This is a genomic window from Rhizobium pisi (genome assembly GCF_003938655.1).
Taxonomy (GTDB): Bacteria; Pseudomonadota; Alphaproteobacteria; order Rhizobiales; family Rhizobiaceae; genus Rhizobium; species Rhizobium pisi.
Map to the genome: position 1 here is coordinate 179,352 of NZ_RJJT01000011.1, position 21,436 is coordinate 200,787.

A 21,436-nucleotide genomic window follows, 5' to 3' on the forward strand; every position below is an offset into this window, starting at 1 on the left:
AACTTCTCATGACGGGGTTCGGGTGATCATTCGGGAAATGGAGGGATCATCCAGCGGGACTGGATGATCCCTCCTCGGCTGCCGCGGAGGTCTGGGCAGCCTTAGCCTGGGCAGCTTTGGTATCGATTTCGGGCTCGACCGACATGCCCGAGCGCAGCAGGCCGCTCAGAGCCTCGTCGTCGATGACGATCTTGACCGGAATGCGCTGGACGATCTTGGTGAAGTTGCCGGTGGCATTATCAGGCGGCAGCAGCGAGAATTCGAGGCCGCTTGCCGGCGAAACGCTGTCGACATGGCCCTTGATCGATATGTCGGGAAAGCTGTCGACCTTGATCTCGACCGGTTGGCCGGGGCTGATATAGGTCAGCTGCGTTTCCTTGAAATTGGCGACGACATAGACCGCATGCAGCGGCACGACGGCCATCAACTGCGTGCCCGAAGTGACATACTGGCCGACGCGGATCGACCGGGCGCCGACCGTACCATCAACGGCGGCGACGATATCGGTATAGGAGAGATTGAGCTCCGCCTGGTGGGCGGCGGCGGTGGCGCGGTCACGCTGGGCAACCGTCTGTTCGCGCTGAGTTTGGAGCACCGGCACCTTATTCTCAGCCGCGACGAGGGCTGCCCGGTCGCGCTCGACGGCGGCGGAAGCCTGGTCGCGGGCCGACTGGGTCTGCTCGGCGCGGGACTGCGTGCCGGCGCCATTGCTGATGAGGCGGGCCGAGCGGGCGGCATCGGACACTGCGAAATCCAGCGACGCCTGCGAAGCATCGATCGTCGCCTTCGCCTGCTCGATCACCGACTGCTGCAGGGCGATCTGGGCGTCGATATTGGTAATCGCGGCCTCTGCCGCCTTCACATCGGCTCTCGCCTGCGACAGGGCAGCCTGGAAGTCGCGGTCGTCGATGCGGGCGAGAACCTGGCCGGCCTTGACGGCGTCATTGTCGCTGACGAGCACTTGCCTGATATAGCCGGCGACCTTCGGGGCGACGGTGGTGTAGTCGGCCTTCACGTAGGCATCGTCGGTAGATTCAATGAAGCGGCCGACCGTCCAGTAACGGTAGCCGAAATCGCCTGCGAAAGCGACGCCGGCAAGGAGGGCTGCGGCAATGACGGCGCGCTTGACGATGCTGCGGCCGGTCTTTTTGGGCGCATTCGCAACTGCTCTTTCGGCAACAGGCATGGCAGGCGCCTCGGCGGCGGGCGCCCTGGCGGCGTCCTCGGCCAAAATCTGCTCGACCTCCCTCGCACCTTCGAAAACATCCTTGCGGGGTAACTCGACCATCATCCTTCTCCTTCGCAATTGGCCTCGTCTGTGAGAGGCCGTGTTCAATGAGACGGAAATTGGACCCTGTCATTCATTTTGATAATCTGCTTATATCGGGAAGGATCATCAACTCTCAGCGGATAATCCGAGGACAATATGGATCGGCTGACAAGCCTCACAGTCTTTGGCCGCGTGGTGGAATGCGGCGGTTTTTCCGCCGCCGCGCGCCGGCTCAACATGTCCGTCACCATGGTCGGCAATCACGTGCAATCGCTGGAGGATCGGCTCGGCGTGCGGCTCCTCAACCGCACGACGCGCAAGGTCAGCCTGACGGAAACCGGCAAATATTACTATGAGCGCTCGTCGCAGATCCTTGCCGAACTCGAAGAGGCAGACCGGACGGCGGGTGCGCTGAGCTCGACGCCGCGCGGCACGCTGAAGGTCTATACCAGCAGCGCCATCGTGCGTTTCCTGCTGCCCGTCGTCAGCGAATATATGGAACTCTATCCGGCGATCTCACTCGATTTCAGCGTCGGCGAGCGGATGGTCGACATGATCGAGGACGGCTACGATCTGGTGATGCGCACCGTGCCACCGCCGGATTCATCGCTCGTCGCGCGCAAGCTGACGCCCTGGCGCCATATGCTCGTCTGCTCGCCGGCCTATCTCGAAACCCATCCGAACCCGAAGACGCCGGCCGAGGTCGCCGATCACAATTGCCTGCAATATGCCTATTACCCCTACGGAGACGAATGGCGCTTCGAGGATGGCGAAGGCAAGCAGGAGAGCATCAAGATCGGCGGCAACGTCGTCTCGAACAGCGCCGAGATGCTGCGTTTCCTGACGCTGAATGGGCGGGGCATCTTCCTGGCGCCGAGCTTCGTGGTGTTCGACGACATCGCCGAAGGACGGCTGGTGAAGATGATGCCGGACTACCGGCCGGTGGAACTCAACATCAACGCGGTCTACCCCAACCGCAGCCATCTGCCGACGAAGGTGCGGTTGTTCATCGATTTGCTGGTGGAGCGATTTGCGGAACATCGGAAGTGGATGACGTGAGTGCGCGAGGGATGATCGCCTGACCTCAGCGCAAGACGCTGCCCCTCACCCTAACCCTCTCCCCGTAAACGGGGCGAGGGGACGTGCCATGCGAGACGCAGGTTGGGTACGGAAAGGTCGCGGCATATCCCTTCGCCCCGCAAGCGGGGAGAAGGTGCCGGCAGGCGGATGAGGGGCGGATGCGTGGATTTTGGTAGAGGCGACCGCCCCGGCCCTGCGCTTGCGCTTCGGGCGTTCTTCGCTGCAATCGACTCACTGGATCGATTGCTCCCGCTTCGCGGGACCGCTCCTCACCCTCACCCTCACCCTCACTCTCACTCCTCGCTCTCGCTTCTGCCGTAGGCCCAGTCCATGTAGAGTTCCAGCGCCTTGCGGGTGACCGGACCTTCCTGGAGATCGCGGCCGTCGAGGCGGATGACGCCGACGACCTTGGAATAGTTGCCGGTGGTGAAGATCTCGTCGGCTTGAAGGAAATCCTCGACGGAAAGCGTTGCTTCAACGACGTCGAACCCGGCCTTGCGCAACAGGCCGATGACGCGGGCGCGAGTGATGCCGGCAAGGAAGGTGCGGTTGGCCGCAGGCGTCATCACCACGCCGTCGCGCACCATGAAGACGTTCGATGAGGCGGTCTCGACGACATTGCCATTCAGGTCGCGCACCAACGCATTGTCGAAGCCGCGGCTACGCGCCTCGGCGATCATGCGGCCGCTGTTCGGATAGAGCGAGCCGGTCTTCGCCTCGGTCATCGCCGTTTCCGGCGACGGACGGCGATAGGGCGAGACCGTGAGGCTGGTGCCGCCATGACCGCCCATCGGAGCCTCGAACAGGCAGAGCGCAAAGCGGGTCGATTCCGCATCGACGGAGACGCTGCCGGGCGAACCATGTTCGCCCCAATACATCGGCTTGATGTAGATCGCGGTTGCGCCATCGAATTTCTCAACGCCTTCCCAGGCGAGCGCCGCGATTTCCTCGGCAGTCTTCACCGGCTTCAGGCCCATCGCAAGCGCCGAGCGATTGATCCGCTGGCAGTGCAGGTCGAGATCCGGAGCGACGCCATCGAACCAACGGGCGCCGTCAAAGACCGACGAGCCGAGCCACATGGCATGCGAGGTCGGCCCGATCAGCGGCGGATTGCCCGGAAGCCATTCCCCATCGACATGGGTCCAGGTGGTCGAGCGCGGTGATGTATCGACGGCCATTTTGCCCTCCCTTATGAAGACGGGCATTTCCGCACGGAAATGCTCTATCTCTTTGTTTTCAGCGCATTCCCTGGGAAAGTTGCTTGGCACTTTGCTGGAATTGCTCTGCAAAGCAAAACCCACCGCGGCAACCCGGGTCAAGGACAAATCCGGCCGGGAAATGCGGAAGCAAGAAAATACCGGAGGACGGCACCGGACCGCAATATTCGTGCGCGGCAGCAAGCGCTCAATCGATGGGTGCATCAGCAAAAATGATGGAATGGAATATTGGAACGGCTGCCCACCGCATGTCATCATGCGCGTACTCTCGGATAGCCAGCAAGGGAAGACGCCGATGAAAGCCATGTTCTACGAAGCCTTCGAACAGGCGCCCGACATCCGCACCCTGCCCGATCCGACGCCCACTGAAGACGGCGTCGTCATATCGGTCGGCGCAAGCGGGCTCTGCCGCAGCGACTGGCACGGATGGATGGGGCATGACCCCGATATTCGCCTGCCGCATGTGCCGGGACACGAGCTTGCCGGACGGATCGTCGCCACCGGCCGCGGCGTCATGCGTTTCAAGGTGGGCGACCGAGTGACGGTGCCGTTCGTTTCCGGCTGCGGCCATTGCGCCGAGTGCCATTCCGGCAACCAGCAGGTCTGCCCGAACCAGTTTCAGCCGGGTTTCACCCACTGGGGTTCGTTCGCCGAATATGTGGCGATCGATTATGCCGACACCAATCTCGTGCACCTGCCCGATACAATCGACGATGCGACGGCGGCAAGCCTCGGCTGCCGTTTCGCCACTTCGTTTCGCGCCGTCGCCGACCAGGCCCGCACCGGGCCCGGCGAATGGATCGCCGTGCACGGCTGCGGCGGCGTCGGCCTGTCGGCGATCATGATCGCAACGGCACTCGGAGCCAATGCGATCGGCATCGACATATCAGAGGAGAAACTCGCCTTCGCGCGAAGCTGCGGCGCAGTGGCGACGGTCAATGCCTCAAGCGTCGCAGATGTCGCGGAGGCGGTGCGGGAGATCACCAAGGGCGGCGCGCATGTCTCGATCGACGCGCTCGGACACCCCGCCACCTGCTTCAACTCGATCAAGAACCTGCGCCGGCGCGGGCGGCACGTGCAGGTCGGGCTGATGCTCGCCGAGCATGCGACGCCTCAAATCCCGATGGCGCAGGTGATCGGCCATGAACTGGAGATCTACGGCAGCCACGGCATGCAGGCCTGGCGTTACGACGCCATGCTCTCGATGCTCGCGGCCGGCAAGATCGCGCCGCAGAAGCTGATCGGACGGCAGATCAGCCTCGAAGAGGCCGTGCCCGCGCTGATGGCGCTTGACAAGGCCGAGACGACCGGGATCAGCGTCATCACGCGGTTTTCTTAAGGCAACTCCACCGGCCCCAGCGGTGGCGAGCAGCGCCCCTTATTCAGCCACGCCGATCGAAGCGAGATAGGCAGCAGACGCCGGGATCTTCGACTTGTCCTTGATTTCGATGATCAGGCGCGGGTTGCATTCGAGCTGAGCAAGGGCCGCGAAGACGGCGTGCCAGTGGATCGAACCTTCGCCGAGGCTCCAGTGGCGGTCCGCATATCCGTCGGCATCTTGCAGATGGACATGCTGCAGGCGGTTGCCGGCGGCCTTGACGTAATAATCGACCGGCGGAGCGCCGGTATAGCCGTGGGCATAATGGGCGTGGCCGGTATCGATCGAAACCGCGACAGCGGATGAATTGAAGCTTTCGGCAAGCGCGACACGGATATGCGGATCCTTGTCCTCGATATTCTCTATGACCATGGTGCAGCCCACGTCCTCGGCGCGCCTGACGGCCTCGCGCAGGGTCAGATGTGTGCGTTCGACGAACGCTTCGCGAGCGCCGTCATTGTTGTCGAGATTGTTGTAGGACCAGGAGGTGTAAGGGCTATGGATGACCATCTGCGTTGCCCCGATGGCGGCGCAGACGTCGAGACCCTGCAGCAGGCGCCTGTTAACGATGGTGCGGATATCGGGATCTTCCGAGGCGATGGTAAAGCCCCAGAACGGGCCGTGAATGCCGAGGCGGCCGCCATGACCGTCGAGAAGCCGCCGGGCGCGGTCGGCAAGCGGCGCCCAGTCGCCGTTCAGGATGTCGGCATCGACGAAGCTCTGCAATTCGAGATCACGGGACTTTTCGAAAAGCCAATCTCGATAGAGCTCGACTTCATCGAGCGTCATGGCGGCGCCGACGACGGGAAGAGAAGACATGGATGCGCTCCGTAAATGTGAATGCCGAGACGGCGTGAAGGGATGGCTCAAGAACGGCCGAGAACAGCCGCGGCGTTCTATGCGCCCCTTCTGTGTCGGCGGTATTACGGACTGGGAATCTTTCAAAACCCTCTGACCCCAGTCATATCAGCACAGCTGGTGCGACATCGTCGGACCTTGCAAAAACGACCCGCCGTTCCGATATCGGCCTCGTGACGCAATGGCGCACGAGCGGCGTTGAACCCCTGGCAACGGAGCGCGTTGTTCATCGCTTCAGCTGCCGTAGCGCGCCGCTTTGAAGGTGTTCGGCGATGTTGCCCCCGACAACAAGGCGGTTGTCAAAGGCGGCGCAAAGGTCTAACGGCTGCGCCCGCAAGAAAAAGCTCGTCAGAAGAAGCCTTGTAAGAAGAAGAAAGAGACATGATGTCCAACTCATTTGTGAAAGTGCATGCCGAGGACCCGAAGCGATTTTTCGTCCTTGGCGACCGTATCGAGCGTCAGCTTCGGATCCGCGGAAACTGGCTCAATATCTTCGACGTCACAGTGCCGCCCGGCAGCCGGACGCCGAAACATGCGCATGCGAGCCCCGAGGTGTTCCGCATTCTCGAAGGAAACCTGACGATCTGGCGTCTGAGCGACAGCGGTCCCGAGGAGATCGAGGCCAGCGCCGGCGACATCGTCACCATTGCGCCGTTCATGGTGCACGGCTACTCCAACCGGGGAACCGTCCCTGCGGTCTTTTCTGCGATTGTCGATCGCGAAATGGCGGAATTCATCGAAGCGGAAGGCACGACGGAGCCGCCAAAGGCCAGCCCTTCGACTGAGACCATCGCCCGCATGACGGCAGCCGCCAACGCTTACGGGATCACTATCCTCGCGGCCTGATGAGGCTAATGCACGGAGACGCCGGGGACCACCTGGCGTCCGACGTGTCCCAGATTGCGTTCGCGCCACTGCTTGGGCGTAACGCCTTCCCAATCCCGAAAAGCGCGGTAGAAGGAGCTTGTATCTTGATAGCCGAGCAAGCATGCGACCTCGTCTCGGCTGAGGGATCGGAGAGCAACTGCCTCCCCAATTCCTGACGTGCTTCGACGAGCAACTCGCGGAAGGTCGAGCCCTCGTCCGTGATCCGGCGCTGGAGTGTGCGCTCACTCATGCCCAGGTCGAAAGCCACGTCGCACAGTTCCGGTCGGCCGCTGGCCAGGCTTCTCTTCAGAACGATCTTGACCTGCTCGCGGATCGAACTGCGCGCCTGGATTTCGCCGAGCGCCGAGGCAAGGGCGGGCGTGAGGAGTTCGAGCAGTTCCGGATTATGCCCGGGAAAAGGTCGGTCGAGATCGGCGGATTTGAGGATCAGGACGTTGCGGGATTGCCCGTAGCGGACCGGGCATTCGAAATAAGACCGATGCGCGTTACTCTTCGGATCGGCTCGCTGGAATTCCACGCGAACCGGCGTCAGCCGCTGTCCAGTACCGCGCCGACCCAGTTCGACCAGCGTAGCGAAATCCACGTCCACGGCGATTGGCGGCTCCGCCTCGGTGGCATAAATCCGCTCCCACGTGATCGAGCACTCCCCGCCCTGCTCGGAAAGGTGCAGTTGCTCCGGTGTGCAAAGCCGCTTGAACCGGGCTAGCCGCGACAGGCCATCTCGATAGTCGCGGGCATGAAAGGCCGCGAGGCTGGAGGGCGGGTACACGGCGGTTTCAGCCGATTCAACCAGTTTGATCCCGAGCCCTGGATCCGCCGTCAACTCTTCCAGTGCCCGCCATAGAGCGAAGAACTGCGCCGTGCTGACCAGACCCTGGCCATTCAGATGCAGTGTCACCGGCAGGCGCGCCTGGCGGAGCAGCGCTGCCGGACGCACGCCGACATGTTCGACCGCGAGCCAGAAAGCCCGCGGTATCTTGCACCTGTCTGCCGGCGATCCGCTCATGGCTGCCCGCTCCTATCGCATCTGACTCATGATCACGCGGTCGAACACGCGGTCGCCAAACCAGTTGCGGATCATGATCATCGGCTTCGCATATTTGCCGGCGACGTATCGCGTGCGCGGTCTCCTCGCCTTGACCGCCTTGGAGACGATATCGGCGATCACGCCGGGATCGGTGCCGCGACCGGGGCCGTAAGCCGCGCGCGTCGACATGGCGACAGCCTGCGTCACCTTAGCATAGGGACCGTTCCCCGAACGCTTGAGCAGTCCGTCGGCGACAACATCGCCAAATCCCGTCTCGATCAGGCCGGGTTCGACAATCACGACCCGGATGCCGAACGGGGCAAGTTCCAACCGGAGACAGTCCGACCAACCTTCAAGTGCATGCTTGGTGGCGTGGTACCAAGCACCGAGCAGGGTGTAGATCTTGCCGCCCATGGAGGTGATGTTGACGATTGTGCCGGCGCCTTTCCCGCGCATCGCCGGAAGCAGAAGCTGCGTCAGTCGCGCGAGGCCGAAGATGTTCACCTCGAACTGGTAGCGGGCTTCGTCAATACCGATCTCCTCGACCGGACCATAGAGCCCGAAGCCGGCATTGTTGACCAGCACGTCGATGGTCCCGACATCCGCCAGAATAGCGCCGACAGCGGCTCTGATCTCCTCTTCCTTCGACATGTCCATACGCAAGGGTATGGCACCCAGCCGGGCGAGATCCTCCATCTTCTCGACCTGGCGTGCGGCGACGTAGACCTTGTAGCCATCGGCGAGCAGGCGCTTGGCGATCGCCTTGCCCATTCCGGAGGATGCGCCCGTGACGAGCGCGGTTTTCTTGTCAATCATCTCGACCTCTTTTCGTGATGAGATGCTCTTAGGGCTCGTGCGGGCCTCGATCACTGACGAGAAATGCCAGGGCACTTGCATAATACGCCAAATATGCCCCCATCCGTCCTAGGCAACACCCTCCCACCTCCGACCCACGCAAATCTTTCGTTGTAGAAATACGGAGAATTCCATGCAAATCCTCAACCAGGACGTGGTACTGCCGCCATTCTCGAAACCGTCACATCAAGACGCTATAAGGATTTTCGCTTGGCGCCCCTTGCGCCGGAAGCGTTTCACCGCCAAAATTGCGACATGCCTGACAGCGACCCATCCAGTACAAGCTCCGCCCGTTCCAGCCGGGATCTCCCGGCCGAGGAAGGTGGCGATTATTGTAGAAGGCGCGATGACGTCCGCCTCGCTTCAGCTATTTCGGGGCTGCGCCAAAGGCAGCCGCTTTCCAGATCACTGCGAATGATGGAAAGACGACAGGCGATGCGCATGTGTATCGCGTCCCTTCGAATGCCTCGCCGCGTCGCCTGATGAATGCGGCATTACAACCTCAACGAATAGGGTCCCTGTGTTTCTGGAAATTGGAATTGTGGCGTTTCTCACCATCCTGAATGGTGTGCTCGCCATGTCGGAGCTGGCCGTTGTGTCTTCTCGAACGGCCCGCCTAAAGGTCCTCTCTGACAATGGAAGCAAGGGTGCAGCTCAAGCGATCAAACTTGCCGAAAACCCCGGTCGTTTTCTCTCCACGGTGCAGATCGGCATCACGCTGGTCGGTGTTCTCTCGGGCGCCTTCTCAGGGGCCACGCTTGGGAGCCGCCTGACCGGATGGCTGGAAGCCCAGGGGATGTCATCGACGGCCGCGGATGCCATTGGCGTGGGTTCCGTCGTCATGGCAATCACATATCTTTCGTTGATCGTCGGCGAGCTCGTTCCCAAGCAGATCGCATTGCGGGAACCCGAAGCGGTTGCGGCGAAGGTCGCGCCGGCCATGACCGTACTTTCAAAAATTGCGCTACCCCTCGTGTGGCTTCTGAACGCTTCCGGAAATCTTGTTCTCAAGCTCCTGGGCCAAGCGGGAAAAGGTGGCGACAATGTCTCCGACGAGGAGATCAAAACCGTTCTGGCCGAAGCCCAGTCGGCTGGAGTTATCGAAAGCGAAGAGTCCGCGATGATATCAGGCGTCATGCGGCTGGCGGACCGCACCGCCCGAGCGCTCATGACGCCCCGACGAGACGTCGAAATTATCGATATTGACGACAGCCTTGAAGAAATTCGGATCCAGTTGCACCGGACGAAACGGTCGCGGTTGCCCGTTCGGAAAGGCAGCTCGGACGAGGTGATCGGCATCCTTCCGGTCAAAGACTTCTACGACGCGATGTCCGAACACGGCAGTGCCGATATCAAGGCTCTGACGCAGGACGTCCCGGTGGTTTCGGATCTTTCAACGGCAATCAATGTTATTGAAGCAATCAGGAAATCGCCTGTTCACATGGTGCTGGTTTTCGACGAATACGGCCACTTCGAGGGGATTGTTTCGTCAGGCGACATTTTGGAAGCGATCATGGGGGCTCTCCAGGAGGGACCTGTCGATGAGCAGGCCATCGCTCGTCGAGACGACGGTTCGTATCTGGTATCGGGCTGGACGCCGATTGACGAATTCGCTGAGTTCTTAAATCTCAAGCTCGATGACGATCTCGAATATCAGACCGTGGCTGGCCTGGTGTTGGAAGAGTTGAAACATCTGCCGGAATTGGGTGAGAGCTTCACGAGAGATGGATGGCGTTTCGAAGTCGTCGATCTCGACGGAAGGCGCGTGGACAAAATACTTGTATCTGCTGATTGAAGGTCAGGAGTGATCGCCATGGCATGGTCTGCCAGCCAGTATGTGAAATTCGAGAACGAACGCACGCGACCGGCGCGTGACCTTCTGGCGCAAGTGCCGCTTCAAAGCGTGCGCCACGCCGTCGATCTCGGCTGCGGACCGGGCAATTCGACCGAGCTCATCATCGACCGCTATGGGGCGGCCGGCGTCTCCGGTGTCGACAGCGATGTGAACATGCTGGAGGCGGCCCGCAAGCGGCTTCCGGGCACAGCTTTTGTCGAGGGCGATCTCGCGAGCTGGCAGCCAACTGAACCGGCCGACCTGCTGTTTGCCAATGCCGTCTTTCAATGGCTTCCTGAGCATCTCGATATCTTCGACCGGTTGATGGACGGGCTTTCCCCAGGTGGCGCGCTCGCCGTGCAGATGCCCGACAATCTGGGCGAACCCTCGCATCTGGCGTTGGAGGAGACCGCGCATGCCGGGCCCTGGAAAGCCGCCTTCGAGGCGAAGAGCGTGCGCCGCAAAGGACTGCCGCCACCGTCGGCCTATTATGACAGGCTGATCGCCAAATCTTCGCGCGTCGATATCTGGCATACCGTCTACAATCATCCGATGGCGGATGCGGCAGCGATCGTCGAATGGGTGAAGGGAACCGGGCTGATGCCTTATCTCGCCCATGCCGGCGAGGAGCACCGCGAGGCCTTTCTGGCGGATTACCTCAAGCGAGTGGAAAAGGCCTATCCCAAGCTGTCGGACGGGCGGGTGCTGCTCAGGTTTCCGAGGATATTCATCGTGGCGGTGAAGGGGTAACGCCGGCCGCAAGGGTGTCAAATGCCTGTTATCCCTCGGCGGCATGGTGCTTGCGGCAAAATCGGCACGGATTATAGTCGGCCGGAAATCAAGGGAGATGACACACATGGACGCTGCCCCCACTCCACCAGTCACCCTCGTCATCTTCGGCGCCACAGGAGACCTGACGCGCCGTCTGCTGGTACCGGCGATCATCAACCTGACGCGCAGCCGCCTCGTCGGCGAGGATATGCACATTCTCGGTGTCGGCATAGAGCCGGGTGACGACGAATTCCTGCGCAAGCGGCTCGACGAATTCCTGAATCATCTCGGCGGCGAAGAGCAGACGGCAGAGGACGAGGCGTGGGAGAGCCTGCGCCAGCGCATTTCCTATACGTCGGGCGATTTCACCAAGGACGATATTTTCATCGAGATCGGCAAGCGACTGGGGCCGCATGCCAATGCCGCCTTCTATCTCGCGGTGCCGCCGATGTTCTTCGGCACCATCGTCGAGAAGCTCGCCGCGCATGGGCTGACCGATGAAAGCGACGGCGTCTTCCGCCGTATCGCCATCGAGAAGCCGTTCGGCACCGACCTCGCCTCTGCGCGGGCCCTCAATGCGCAGATCCTCGCCCAGGTCGAAGAAAGCCAAGTCTACCGACTCGACCATTTCCTCGGCAAGGAGACGGTGCAAAACCTGATGACGGCGCGTTTCGCCAACATGATCATCGAATCGCTTTGGAACAGCCGCTACATCGACCATGTGCAGATCACTGCCGCCGAGATCGTCGATGTCGGCAGCCGCGGCAAGTTCTACGATGCAACGGGCGCACTGCGCGACATGGTGCCGAACCATCTCTTCCAACTGCTGGCGATGATCGCCATGGAACCGCCGAACAGCTTCGACGCCGAGGCGATCCGCAACGAGAAGAGCAAGGTGCTGAAGGCGCTGCGTATCTATACGCCCGAGGAAGCCAAGACGCATGGCGTGCGGGGCGCTTATGCCGGCGGTCCGCTCAACGGCGTCGACCTTCCGGCCTATCGCGACAGCAAGGATGTTTCACCTGATAGCAGGACCGAAACTTTCGTGGCGCTGAAGCTCTATGCCGATACCTGGCGCTGGGCTGGCGTGCCCTTCTATCTCAGGACGGGCAAGGTGCTGACAGCCCGCGATACCGAGATCGTCATCACCTTCCAACAGGTGCCCTTCGCGCAGTTTCGCGAGACGGAAGTCAATCGCCGCCTGCCGCCAAACCGGCTGGTCATCCAGGTGCAGCCGGACGAAGGCATGAGCATGGAAATCTCGATCAAGTCGCCGGGGCTTTCGGTCGATACGGTGCCTGTTTCACTCGACTTCCGTTATGCTGACAAATTCGATATCGGCAAGACGACCGGCTATGAATCGCTGCTCTACGATCTCTTCATCGGCGACCAGACGCTGTTCCAGCGCGCCGATGGCATCGAGGCCGGCTGGGCGGCAGTTCAGCCCTTCCTCGATATCTGGGCGAAGGACCCGGCCACGCCCGAGAGCTATGCGCCGGGCAGCATGGGGCCGGCCTGCGCCGCTGAGCTCATCGAGCGCGACGGGCGGCAATGGCATGAACTCGGCGTTTTGCTGCACAAAAACGGCAAATAACCGTTCCCGGTCTTCGCGTCAGCGGCAGGCGGCTTTCAGCGTGCCGTCGCGCTCGGCCGCGCGATACTGGCGTGTTCCCGGGCGCGGGCAAGCCGTCCGGTCGGACGGGATGACAACGTTGATATTATCGCTTTCGATGGGAGCGAAATCGAGAGGAATCCTGAGTCCGCCGCTCGATTCCGCATCCGGCACGGTGCCGGGCGGCATACCGCCGAAACGTCCGCTGTAGTCCATATCGGCGAGGGCCTGGGAGAAGGCAGGAGCGGCGAAGCCGAGGAGAATGATCGAGGCTGCTGCAATCAACGTACGCATGACCATATTCCTTCTGATATGGCCGATATGAAACGAGCGGGATGCACCGTTCCAGCCGATCCGGCCATCAGTGAAAACCGGCATGACTTAAGGTAGGGTCGGTCGATGCGGATTTCCATCTTGCGACGCACGCAGCCGGATTGGATTGGCCAGACCTTGGAAGTCGATCGACGCGTTGACGATCAAAGTTTGGTGATCGGCCTTTGCCGCCTCAGGACGGCGCACCGAGATGATATCCCTCCACTCTCTAGATTTTGGCCTCTTGAGGTCAAAGATTGACATCTATTGCCATAGGCGAGTGGCTGTCGCATACTGATGACAACGGAAGGAAAGCCATGCCCAACGTCGCGCTCGGGAACCACTACGAGGAATTTGTCCGGAAGCAGCTGGAGTCCGGCCGCTATAACAATGCCAGCGAAGTCGTCCGCGCAGGCCTGCGGCTGCTGGAGGATCATGAAGCGGCGCGCGAGCGCTGGCTCAATGAGGAGATCCCGGCGCGCTACAACGACATGGTGAACAATCCAGGCCTCGGTATCCCGGCCGAGACAGTGCGCGCCCGCTTTGAAACCAAGCGCCGGAATGACGCTGCGAAAGCCAAGTAGGGCATGGCCTACCGCATTATCTACCATCCGAAGGCAGAAGCCGAACTCGACAAGCTCTATGCCGATATCGCCGTTGAGGCGGGAACCGGCATCGCCGGCGACTTCGTCGACGCAGTAATCACCTTCATCGAAGCCTTGGAGACGTTCCCGGAACGGGGAACGGTGCGGGAAAGCCGGATCCCGGGCCTGCGGGTTATCGGTTACCGGCGCAGTGTCAGCGTAGCGTTCTCGGTGAGTGGCGATGTCGTCAACATATTAGGTGTGTTCGCCCGTGGGCGCGATATCACTGACGAAATCCTGGAAGAGCGACAACGGTAAGCCGACAGACAGCCTCTTCCGAATGAACGCTAGGTTGCAGGCCCTTTCGATTCGGCTCAAGTGGAACCAGGGCAAAACATGATGAGCCTCGCGGCGACGCCGCGAAGGCCCTTGCTGGTCGTCATCGCTCAGACGAACTGGCTGAGCCCCGGAACAGAGCCCACGACCTCGTCGACAACCTCCTCGCCGGCATATTGCTTGGCGATCACAATGGTCTCCTTGGCGAGCGAGGTGATCTCGCCCATGCCGAGGCCTTCGCTCATCAGTTGCTGGCCGAGCCCCATGATGCCGCCGCCGCCGAGCGAGCTCATCAGCCCGCCGAGCAGACCGCCGCCGCCGGCGCCCTCGCCGTTGAACTGGGCGACGAGGTCGGCGCCGCCGGGGATCGCTTCGATCATCTTGGCAACCGGGCCGTCGGCAGCTTCGCGCTGCAGGAAGCCGAGCATCATGCCGAGCGCCTTTTCGGCCAGCTCCGGAGAGATCCCCACGCGATCGGCGATCTGGGTTACAATTTCATTCATCGTCAGCCTCCTGTTTTTTGACGTTAACGTCAACGTTAATCGAGATTCGGCCGCGACTCAAGCCGGCCCGTTTCCGGCGCGCTTTGTCCGGTTTTGCTTTCACTGCAACCAGTTGTCCGCATCCGCCTCCCTGCTTATAACAGGGAAACGATGGTTCGATGAAGGCGGCGGAAAAGAGCCATGCCTTCAGGCACAAACGGCGGCATGGCCGAAGGGAGATACTCCGAATGATCGAGGAAGGCAAAATTTTCATCGGCGCGAGCCGCAATCCCGATGATAGCATCAACAAGCCGGAATATCTCGACCTGAAGTTCGGTAACCGCCACGGCCTTGTCACCGGAGCCACCGGCACCGGCAAGACGGTGACCCTGCAGGTGTTGGCCGAAGGCTTTTCACGCGCCGGCGTTCCGGTCTTTGCGGCCGACATCAAGGGCGATCTTTCCGGTATCGCCGCGAAGGGCGAGCCCAAGGATTTCCTCACCAAACGCGCCGAGCAGATCGGTTTCACCGACTACGAATTCGACCAGTTTCCGGTGATCTTCTGGGATCTCTTCGGCGAGAAGGGCCACCGGGTGCGCACCACCGTCGCCGAGATGGGACCGCTGCTGCTTGCACGGCTGATGGATGCCTCCGAGCCGCAGGAAGGCGTCATCAACATTGCCTTCAAGATCGCCGACCAGGCCGGGCTGCCGCTGCTCGATCTCAAGGATTTCACCTCGCTGCTGAACTATATGGGCGAAAACGCCACCGAGCTTTCCAACCAGTACGGCCTGATCTCCAAGGCTTCGGTCGGCTCGATCCAGCGAGCGCTGCTCGTTCTCGAACAGCAGGGCGCCGAACACTTCTTCGGCGAACCGGCGCTGAAGATCTCCGACATCATGCGCACGAGCAACAACGGCTACGGCCAGATCTCGGTGCTTGCTGCCGACAAGCTGATGATGAACCCGCGCCTCTACGCCACCTTCCTGCTCTGGCTGCTCTCGGAACTCTTCGAGGAATTGCCCGAAGTGGGCGATCCCGAGAAGCCGAAGCTGGTCTTCTTCTTCGACGAAGCACATCTGCTTTTCAACGATGCCCCGAAGGTGCTGACCGAACGTGTCGAGCAGGTGGTGCGCCTCATCCGCTCCAAGGGTGTCGGCGTCTATTTCGTGACGCAGAATCCGCTCGACGTGCCGGAAACGGTGCTCGCCCAGCTCGGCAACCGGGCGCAGCATGCGCTGCGCGCCTATTCGCCGCGCGAGCAGAAGGCGGTGAGGACGGCGGCCGATACCTTCCGCCCGAACCCGGCCTTCGATTGCGCCACCGTGATCACCAATCTCGGCACCGGCGAGGCCTTGGTCTCGACGCTGGAAGCCAAGGGCGCGCCCTCGATCGTCGAGCGCACGCTGATCCGCCCGCCATCCGGCCGCGTCGGCCCGGTGACGGATGCCGAGCGCCAGCAGATCATGGACAAGAGCCCGGTTCTCGGCGTCTATGACGAGGACGTCGACCGCGAATCCGCTTTCGAGATCCTGGCCGCACGGGCGAAGAAGGCGGCGGATGCCGATGCCGCCAAACGAGCCCCGGAGGAAGCGCCTCAGCAGCAACCGGGTACCACGAGCTCCGGCTGGACCCTGCCGGGCTTCGGCGGCAGCAATGACGATGATCAAGGCCGCAGCCAATCACGCGGCCGGGCCTCCGGCTACCAGCGGGAGACGGTGGTGGAGGCTGCGATGAAGAGCGTGGCGCGCACGGTGGCGACGCAAGTCGGGCGGGCGCTGGTGCGCGGGATATTGGGAAGCCTGAAGCGGTAAGCTTCGATCCGTCTCAGCGACTTCGCTCCGGTGACACCGGAGCGCATAACGCCGCCGCCCTTGCGCTGGAGCGTCAGGCGCGCCTTGAACCGTCAGTATTCTTCGCCTAAGTTATAGCCATCTACCATTTCAACAGGATGTGTGCCGCAATGGATTTCAACCCGATCGCAACGCCAATTCGCCTTGCCAACGGGGAAATCCATATCCATGCCTGCATCCATCACTCTCTCCCATCTTTCGTGGTCCGCGCCTGACGGGCGGCTGCTTTTTTCCAATCTCGATCTGAGCTTCGGGGCGGAGCGCACCGGTCTCGTCGGGCGCAACGGCGTCGGTAAGACGACGCTGCTCAAGCTCATATCAGGCGAGATTCGTCCTGTTTCTGGGACGATATCCGTCAACGGCGGCCTCGGCGTCCTGCGCCAGAGCGTTCAGGTGGCCCCTCAGGAAACGGTGGCCGATCTCTTCGGCGCAACCGGGGCGCTTGCCATTCTTCGCCTTGCCGAAGCGGGTGACGCGACTGCCGACGAGCTTGCATCCGCGGACTGGATGCTGGAGGCCCGCATTGCCTTGGCGCTCAATCGGACCGGGCTCGACGTGCCGGCGGAGACGCCACTTGCCGTACTCTCCGGCGGGCAACGCACGCGTGCCGGGCTTGCCGCTCTAATCTTTGCGGAACCGGATTTCCTGCTGCTCGACGAACCGACCAACAATCTCGATCGCGAGGGCCGCGAGGCGGTGATTGCGCTGATTGGGAGCTGGCAGGCAGGCGCGATCATCGTCAGCCATGATCGGGAATTGCTCGAAAGCGTGGATGCGATCGTGGAGTTGACATCGCTCGGCGCCACGCGCTACGGCGGCAACTGGAGCCATTATCGCGAGCGCAGGGCACTTGCGCTCGCGGCCGCACAGCACGATCTCGCCGACGCGGAAAAGCGCATCGCCGAGGTTGCGAGGAGCGCGCAGGCGACGGTGGAGCGGCAGGCGCACAGGGACCGTGCGGGACGAAAGATGGCAGCCAAGGGCGGCATCCCCCGCATTATGCTCGGCGGAATGAAGGAGCGGAGCGAAACAACAAGCGGCGACAATGCCCGCCTCGCCGAGCGCCGGCGGGCTCAGGCACTGGAAGATGCAACGGCAGCACGCGAAAAAATCGAGATCCTCCAGCCGCTGTCGGTAACCTTGCCGCCGACCGGGCTGCCCGCCAGCAAGATCGTGCTGAAGATGGACGGCGTCACATCCGGCTATCGGCCGGGCGATCCCATCATCCGTGACCTCTCCTTCGACGTGACGGGACCGGAACGCATCGCCGTCACCGGCCGGAACGGATCGGGCAAGACGACATTGCTTTCGCTTGTCACCGGCGATCTGAAGCCCTGGGCCGGCACCATCGCCGTCATGACTGCCTTCTCCATGCTCGACCAGAAGGTGAGCCTTCTCGATCCGTCGGTTTCGATTCGCGATAATTTTCGCCGCATCAACCCGCAAGCCGACGAAAACACCTGTCGGGCCGCCCTTGCCCGCTTCATGTTCAGGGCAGATGCAGCGCTGCAGATCGTATCGACGCTCAGCGGCGGACAATTGCTGCGGGCGGGCCTTGCTTGTGTTCTGGGTTCGGCGCCGCCGCCGCTCCTGATCCTCGACGAGCCGACCAATCATCTCGATATCGACTCGATCGCCGCGGTCGAGGCCGGGCTGCGTGCCTATGACGGAGCGCTGCTCGTCGTCAGCCACGACAAGGCGTTCCTCGAAAGCATCGGGATAACGCGGCGGCTGAAACTGCCTGCCGCCGATCCGGCCGGATAATTCCGGCTCATGCTCGCTCTGCGCTTCGAACGCGGCGGTTGCGGCAAACGGCAACGATCAACGCCGTCGTACAGATCAGAAGTTCCAGACCGAAGGTCCAGTGCAGCATGAAACTGACGACCCAGTTGCTGTAGGTCGCCGGCACCGTCGTCAGCTCGAATCTGGACCAATCGAATGGCGCCAGCCAGAGCATCGGCGCGGCGACCGTATCCATGATCATGTGGAGCATGACGGCTGCGAAAAAGACGGCGGCTGCGGGAAACCAGCGCGGCGCCAGCCGCCCGACCATCGGCAGAGCCACGACGGCGAGAGCAAGCCAGAAGAGCGGCCAGTGGGAGACATAGTCGTGATGATGGACCTTGCCGCCGGTCAGAAAGAAATAGACCATGTCGAAATCCGGAAGCACGCTGCCGACCAATGCCGCAGTCATGATGCGGGGCGCAGCGGATCGCTGCCGCGCGGCGCTCGCCAGAATGTAGCCTGCAGGCAAATGAGCAATGAGCATGCGTCTTCTCCTCCCGGTCGACCCCGAGGAATCCTCTATGCACGGTTTGTGGCTGGAAATCGGCGCACGTCCGGCTCCCTTGCGTCCTTTTGCGGGCAATGTTATTTGCTTTCTCGCAACCCTTTCGAGAAAGGAGGATCACGCAATGCAATATTATTTCCGGTTTAATCGCCAGCGTGGTCCCGTCAACGCCCTGCAAATGCGTTTGCAGGGCTGACCAGAGACCGTTTCTCGACATCTCTTCCTGGTCTGCCCTTCGTGGCCGATGCGGCGCTGTAGAAGATTTCAGCGCGCATTCCTGCAATTTCCCGGGCCTGATACGTGCAATCCTGTGATGGCTGAACGCCCCGGATCGCGCCGACCAGCCGGTCAAGACCAGAGAACGATCATGACCCTCATCAATATCCGCAATCTCGGCGTAACGCTGGGCAATCCCTTGTTTTCCAAACTCAATCTTGTCGTCAATGCCGGCGATCGGATCGGCCTTGTCGCTGCCAACGGGCGGGGAAAGTCGACACTGCTTGCCTGCATCACCGGCGCACTGGAACCGACCGAGGGCGAGATCACCCGGTCGCGCGGGCTCACCGTCGGCCATGTCGCGCAGAATGTGCCGCCTGCCCTCTTCGACACGCCATTCTACGACGCGGTGCTACAGGCACTGCCGGCCGATCAGGTCGAAAGCGAGTGCTGGCGCGTCGATGTGGTGCTGGAATCGCTGGATGTGCCGGAGGCGATGCGCCAGCGGGTGCTGAAGCAGTTGAGCGGTGGCTGGCAGCGGCTCGCCATGCTTGCCCGCACCTGGGTGGCAGAGCCCGACGTGCTTTTGCTCGACGAACCGACCAACCATCTCGACCTCGAAAAGATCGCGCAGCTGGAAGGTTGGCTGAACACGCTGCCACGCGACGTGCCGGTCATCCTGTCCAGCCACGACCGTGCCTTCCTCGATGCGACCACGAACCGGACGCTGTTCCTGCGGCCGGAACAATCCCCGGTCTTCGCCCTACCCTATACGCGGGCGCGCGTGGCCCTCGACGAGGCCGACGCTTCGGAGGCGCGGCGCTACGAGCGCGATATGAAGGTGGCAGAGCAGCTGCGCAAGCAGGCGGCGAAGCTCAACAATATTGGCATCAATTCCGGCAGCGACCTGCTCGTCGTCAAGACGAAGCAGCTAAAACAGCGGGCGGAGAAACTCGAGGATGCGGCAAAACCGGCGCATCTGGAGCGCTCGGCCGGCGCGATCAGGCTCGCCAATCGCGGCACGCATGCCAAGGTGCTGGTGACGCTGGAGGATGCGGCGGTGACGACACCCGATGGAACGCTGCTCTTCAAGACGGGCCGGCAGTTCATCTGCCAGGGCGACCGCATCGTGCTGCTAGGTCTCAATGGCGCCGGCAAGTCACGGCTGGTCTCGATGCTGAAGCAGGCGATCGAAAGACCGGAGGCAGGACAAGACGGCATCAAGGCGACACCGTCGCTCGTTCTCGGCTATGGCGACCAGGCGCTTGCCGATCTGGCCGACAAGGATACGCCGATCGGCACGATCATCCGCCGCTTCGATGTCGGCGACCAGCGGGGGCGGGCATTGCTCGCCGGGTCCGGCATGACGATCGACATGCAGGCAAAGCCGATCGGTCAGCTTTCCGGCGGCCAGAAGGCGCGGCTCGGCATGCTAGTGCTGAGGCTCACCGAACCGAACTTCTACCTCCTCGACGAGCCGACCAACCATCTCGACATCGAGGGGCAGGAAGCGCTGGAGAGCGAGCTGATGGCGCACGAGGCGAGCTGCCTGCTGGTATCGCACGACCGCAGTTTCGTGCGAGCGGTCGGCAACCGGTTCTGGCTGATCGAGAAGAAGCGATTGGTGGAGGTGGACAGCCCGGAAGGGTTCTTCGCTTCTGTGGCGAGGTGATGGATGGTGAGGGCCGGAGCGTGATTGTTTTGACGGCGTGCCGCGCGGCACGCCGCCAACATGGGCCTAAACTCTTACCGCTTCGGTGCAACCAGACAGAAGAAGGCGCCTTGCGGGTCCATGGCCTGGATGATCCAGCTGCCGCCGGGAACTTCCATGGGACCGTGGACGACCTTGCCGCCGCCTGATGTGACGCGGTCGATCGCGGCATCGATGGCCGGCACGATGAAATAATAGCTCCAGAAGGGCATCGGGATATTTTCCGGCTTGGTCATCATGCCGCCGATCTGCTTCCCGTTATGGGAGAAGAGATAGTAGACGCCCATCGCGCCCATGTCGAAATCGCTGTCCCGCTTCCAGCCGAACAGCTTGGAATAGAAGGCCAGCGCCTCTTCGCCATTGCCGGTGTAGAGTTCGTGCCAGCCGATATTGCCGGGTGCGTCGGCGGCCAGTTCAGGCATGGGATTCTCCATCGGCGCCGGTGTCATGATGCAGAGCACCGCGCCATGGGGATCGGCGACGACAGCAAAGCGGCCGACGCTCGGGATGTCTGCCGGTGGCCGGCGGACCGAACCGCCATTGGTGGCGAAATCCCTGGCCGACTGGTCGACGTCGTCGACAGCGACATAACCCGTCCAGTTCGGTGGAATGCCCTTGCCTTCGAGTTCGGCCGGGAATTCCATCAGGCCGGCGACGCCGATGCCGTTTGCCTCGAAGATCGTATAGGGTGGCATGCCTTCCACCGTCATATCGGAGGTCGTCCAGCCGACGACCGAACAGTAGAATTTAGCTGCAGCTGATGTGTCGGGGGTCATCAGTTCGCACCAGATGAATTTTCCATGCGTCTCGGACATCATACTCTCCCTTTTTCGCGCCCGTTTTCAATGTCCGGGACGCCATG

General features: G+C 61.8%; 21 protein-coding genes. 12 read left to right on the forward strand and 9 right to left on the reverse strand.

Annotation, left to right across the window (positions count from 1 at the left end):
* Positions 1-46 precede the first annotated feature (46 nt).
* Complete coding sequence (locus EFD55_RS17430) at positions 47-1,288, reverse strand: HlyD family secretion protein (protein ID WP_125846308.1); 1,242 nt, start codon at positions 1,286-1,288, stop codon at positions 47-49.
* Between the two features lie 138 nt (positions 1,289-1,426).
* On the opposite strand from EFD55_RS17430, the gene EFD55_RS17435 reads away from it, so the two are divergent.
* Complete coding sequence (locus EFD55_RS17435; protein ID WP_125846309.1) at positions 1,427-2,329, forward strand: LysR family transcriptional regulator; 903 nt, start codon at positions 1,427-1,429, stop codon at positions 2,327-2,329.
* A 314-nt stretch (positions 2,330-2,643) separates the two neighbouring features.
* Here EFD55_RS17435 and EFD55_RS17440 read toward each other — a convergent pair whose 3' ends face one another.
* Positions 2,644-3,528, reverse strand: coding sequence for a branched-chain amino acid aminotransferase (locus EFD55_RS17440; protein ID WP_125846310.1), 885 nt, complete (start codon positions 3,526-3,528; stop codon positions 2,644-2,646).
* A 334-nt stretch (positions 3,529-3,862) separates the two neighbouring features.
* On the opposite strand from EFD55_RS17440, the gene EFD55_RS17445 reads away from it, so the two are divergent.
* On the forward strand, positions 3,863-4,906 hold the full coding sequence (locus EFD55_RS17445; protein WP_125846311.1) for a zinc-dependent alcohol dehydrogenase family protein: 1,044 nt from the start codon (positions 3,863-3,865) through the stop codon (positions 4,904-4,906).
* A gap of 39 nt (positions 4,907-4,945) precedes the next feature.
* On the opposite strand, the gene EFD55_RS17450 is transcribed toward EFD55_RS17445, so the two are convergent.
* Complete coding sequence (locus tag EFD55_RS17450) at positions 4,946-5,764, reverse strand: sugar phosphate isomerase/epimerase family protein (protein ID WP_125846312.1); 819 nt, start codon at positions 5,762-5,764, stop codon at positions 4,946-4,948.
* Positions 5,765-6,184: 420 nt separating this feature from the next.
* Here EFD55_RS17450 and EFD55_RS17460 point away from each other — a divergent pair, with 420 nt between their 5' ends.
* Positions 6,185-6,649 carry a cupin domain-containing protein gene (locus tag EFD55_RS17460; RefSeq protein ID WP_125846313.1) on the forward strand — a complete coding sequence of 155 codons (465 nt, stop codon included), beginning with the start codon at positions 6,185-6,187 and terminating at the stop codon, positions 6,647-6,649.
* Here the strand turns inward: EFD55_RS17460 and EFD55_RS34325 are convergent.
* Together EFD55_RS34325 and EFD55_RS17470 are read right to left on the reverse strand one after the other, a co-directional pair.
* Positions 6,633-7,697 (reverse strand): AraC family transcriptional regulator, encoded by a 1,065-nt coding sequence (locus tag EFD55_RS34325; protein ID WP_425376246.1) that lies wholly within the window; start codon positions 7,695-7,697, stop codon positions 6,633-6,635. The two genes, EFD55_RS17460 and EFD55_RS34325, sit on opposite strands and share 17 nt — an antisense overlap.
* Before the next feature lie 12 nt (positions 7,698-7,709).
* Complete coding sequence (locus EFD55_RS17470) at positions 7,710-8,534, reverse strand: oxidoreductase (protein ID WP_125846314.1); 825 nt, start codon at positions 8,532-8,534, stop codon at positions 7,710-7,712.
* 559 nt (positions 8,535-9,093) lie between these two features.
* Here EFD55_RS17470 and EFD55_RS17475 point away from each other — a divergent pair.
* The 3 genes from EFD55_RS17475 (at position 9,094) to zwf (ending at position 12,772) form a co-directional block, all read left to right on the forward strand.
* Positions 9,094-10,368, forward strand: coding sequence for a hemolysin family protein (locus tag EFD55_RS17475; protein WP_125846315.1), 1,275 nt, complete (start codon positions 9,094-9,096; stop codon positions 10,366-10,368).
* Positions 10,369-10,386: 18 nt separating this feature from the next.
* The gene (tam, locus tag EFD55_RS17480) at positions 10,387-11,157 is read left to right on the forward strand and encodes a trans-aconitate 2-methyltransferase (RefSeq protein ID WP_125846316.1); all 771 of its coding nucleotides are present in this window, start codon (positions 10,387-10,389) and stop codon (positions 11,155-11,157) included.
* A 106-nt stretch (positions 11,158-11,263) separates the two neighbouring features.
* A complete protein-coding gene (zwf, locus tag EFD55_RS17485) occupies positions 11,264-12,772 on the forward strand; it encodes a glucose-6-phosphate dehydrogenase (protein WP_125846317.1) in 1,509 nt (502 codons plus the stop codon).
* A gap of 18 nt (positions 12,773-12,790) precedes the next feature.
* Here zwf and EFD55_RS17490 read toward each other — a convergent pair whose 3' ends face one another.
* Positions 12,791-13,084, reverse strand: coding sequence for a hypothetical protein (locus EFD55_RS17490; RefSeq protein ID WP_125846318.1), 294 nt, complete (start codon positions 13,082-13,084; stop codon positions 12,791-12,793).
* Between the two features lie 335 nt (positions 13,085-13,419).
* Here EFD55_RS17490 and EFD55_RS17495 point away from each other — a divergent pair, with 335 nt between their 5' ends.
* On the forward strand, positions 13,420-13,686 hold the full coding sequence (locus EFD55_RS17495) for a type II toxin-antitoxin system ParD family antitoxin (RefSeq protein ID WP_125846319.1): 267 nt from the start codon (positions 13,420-13,422) through the stop codon (positions 13,684-13,686).
* A gap of 3 nt (positions 13,687-13,689) precedes the next feature.
* Positions 13,690-14,004, forward strand: a complete 315-nt coding sequence (locus tag EFD55_RS17500) for a type II toxin-antitoxin system RelE/ParE family toxin (protein ID WP_125846320.1) — start codon at positions 13,690-13,692, stop codon at positions 14,002-14,004.
* A gap of 128 nt (positions 14,005-14,132) precedes the next feature.
* Here EFD55_RS17500 and EFD55_RS17505 read toward each other — a convergent pair whose 3' ends face one another.
* Positions 14,133-14,525, reverse strand: a complete 393-nt coding sequence (locus EFD55_RS17505; protein ID WP_125846321.1) for a hypothetical protein — start codon at positions 14,523-14,525, stop codon at positions 14,133-14,135.
* Positions 14,526-14,752: 227 nt separating this feature from the next.
* On the opposite strand from EFD55_RS17505, the gene EFD55_RS17510 reads away from it, so the two are divergent.
* Positions 14,753-16,318, forward strand: coding sequence for a helicase HerA-like C-terminal domain-containing protein (locus EFD55_RS17510; RefSeq protein ID WP_125846322.1), 1,566 nt, complete (start codon positions 14,753-14,755; stop codon positions 16,316-16,318).
* A gap of 207 nt (positions 16,319-16,525) precedes the next feature.
* Entirely contained in the window at positions 16,526-18,121 is a 1,596-nt protein-coding gene (locus tag EFD55_RS17515) for an ABC-F family ATP-binding cassette domain-containing protein (protein ID WP_125846323.1), read from the forward strand.
* Between the two features lie 7 nt (positions 18,122-18,128).
* Here the strand turns inward: EFD55_RS17515 and EFD55_RS17520 are convergent, their stop codons facing one another.
* The gene (locus EFD55_RS17520) at positions 18,129-18,626 is read right to left on the reverse strand and encodes a metal-dependent hydrolase (protein WP_125846324.1); all 498 of its coding nucleotides are present in this window, start codon (positions 18,624-18,626) and stop codon (positions 18,129-18,131) included.
* On the opposite strand from EFD55_RS17520, the gene EFD55_RS17525 reads away from it, so the two are divergent.
* Together EFD55_RS17525 and EFD55_RS17530 are read left to right on the forward strand one after the other, a co-directional pair.
* The gene (locus tag EFD55_RS17525; RefSeq protein ID WP_125846325.1) at positions 18,619-18,843 is read left to right on the forward strand and encodes a hypothetical protein; all 225 of its coding nucleotides are present in this window, start codon (positions 18,619-18,621) and stop codon (positions 18,841-18,843) included. The two genes, EFD55_RS17520 and EFD55_RS17525, sit on opposite strands and share 8 nt — an antisense overlap.
* Before the next feature lie 171 nt (positions 18,844-19,014).
* The gene (locus tag EFD55_RS17530; protein WP_125846326.1) at positions 19,015-20,535 is read left to right on the forward strand and encodes an ABC-F family ATP-binding cassette domain-containing protein; all 1,521 of its coding nucleotides are present in this window, start codon (positions 19,015-19,017) and stop codon (positions 20,533-20,535) included.
* Between the two features lie 74 nt (positions 20,536-20,609).
* Here EFD55_RS17530 and EFD55_RS17535 read toward each other — a convergent pair whose 3' ends face one another.
* Positions 20,610-21,389 (reverse strand): VOC family protein, encoded by a 780-nt coding sequence (locus tag EFD55_RS17535; RefSeq protein WP_125846327.1) that lies wholly within the window; start codon positions 21,387-21,389, stop codon positions 20,610-20,612.
* Positions 21,390-21,436 lie beyond the last annotated feature (47 nt).

Excerpts from the sequence above, each read along its gene's own strand:
- EFD55_RS17430 (WP_125846308.1), bottom strand. The coding sequence starts at position 1,288 with ATGGTCGAGTTACCCCGCAAGGATGTTTTCGAAGGTGCGAGGGAGGTC.
- EFD55_RS17435 (WP_125846309.1), top strand. The coding sequence starts at position 1,427 with ATGGATCGGCTGACAAGCCTCACAGTCTTTGGCCGCGTGGTGGAATGC.
- EFD55_RS17440 (WP_125846310.1), bottom strand. The coding sequence starts at position 3,528 with ATGGCCGTCGATACATCACCGCGCTCGACCACCTGGACCCATGTCGAT.
- EFD55_RS17445 (WP_125846311.1), top strand. The coding sequence starts at position 3,863 with ATGAAAGCCATGTTCTACGAAGCCTTCGAACAGGCGCCCGACATCCGC.
- EFD55_RS17450 (WP_125846312.1), bottom strand. The coding sequence starts at position 5,764 with ATGTCTTCTCTTCCCGTCGTCGGCGCCGCCATGACGCTCGATGAAGTC.
- EFD55_RS17460 (WP_125846313.1), top strand. The coding sequence starts at position 6,185 with ATGATGTCCAACTCATTTGTGAAAGTGCATGCCGAGGACCCGAAGCGA.
- EFD55_RS34325 (WP_425376246.1), bottom strand. The coding sequence starts at position 7,697 with ATGAGCGGATCGCCGGCAGACAGGTGCAAGATACCGCGGGCTTTCTGG.
- EFD55_RS17470 (WP_125846314.1), bottom strand. The coding sequence starts at position 8,534 with ATGATTGACAAGAAAACCGCGCTCGTCACGGGCGCATCCTCCGGAATG.
- tam (WP_125846316.1), top strand. The coding sequence starts at position 10,387 with ATGGCATGGTCTGCCAGCCAGTATGTGAAATTCGAGAACGAACGCACG.
- zwf (WP_125846317.1), top strand. The coding sequence starts at position 11,264 with ATGGACGCTGCCCCCACTCCACCAGTCACCCTCGTCATCTTCGGCGCC.
- EFD55_RS17490 (WP_125846318.1), bottom strand. The coding sequence starts at position 13,084 with ATGCGTACGTTGATTGCAGCAGCCTCGATCATTCTCCTCGGCTTCGCC.
- EFD55_RS17495 (WP_125846319.1), top strand. The coding sequence starts at position 13,420 with ATGCCCAACGTCGCGCTCGGGAACCACTACGAGGAATTTGTCCGGAAG.
- EFD55_RS17500 (WP_125846320.1), top strand. The coding sequence starts at position 13,690 with ATGGCCTACCGCATTATCTACCATCCGAAGGCAGAAGCCGAACTCGAC.
- EFD55_RS17505 (WP_125846321.1), bottom strand. The coding sequence starts at position 14,525 with ATGAATGAAATTGTAACCCAGATCGCCGATCGCGTGGGGATCTCTCCG.
- EFD55_RS17510 (WP_125846322.1), top strand. The coding sequence starts at position 14,753 with ATGATCGAGGAAGGCAAAATTTTCATCGGCGCGAGCCGCAATCCCGAT.
- EFD55_RS17515 (WP_125846323.1), top strand. The coding sequence starts at position 16,526 with ATGCCTGCATCCATCACTCTCTCCCATCTTTCGTGGTCCGCGCCTGAC.
- EFD55_RS17525 (WP_125846325.1), top strand. The coding sequence starts at position 18,619 with ATGAGCATGCGTCTTCTCCTCCCGGTCGACCCCGAGGAATCCTCTATG.
- EFD55_RS17520 (WP_125846324.1), bottom strand. The coding sequence starts at position 18,626 with ATGCTCATTGCTCATTTGCCTGCAGGCTACATTCTGGCGAGCGCCGCG.
- EFD55_RS17530 (WP_125846326.1), top strand. The coding sequence starts at position 19,015 with ATGACCCTCATCAATATCCGCAATCTCGGCGTAACGCTGGGCAATCCC.
- EFD55_RS17535 (WP_125846327.1), bottom strand. The coding sequence starts at position 21,389 with ATGTCCGAGACGCATGGAAAATTCATCTGGTGCGAACTGATGACCCCC.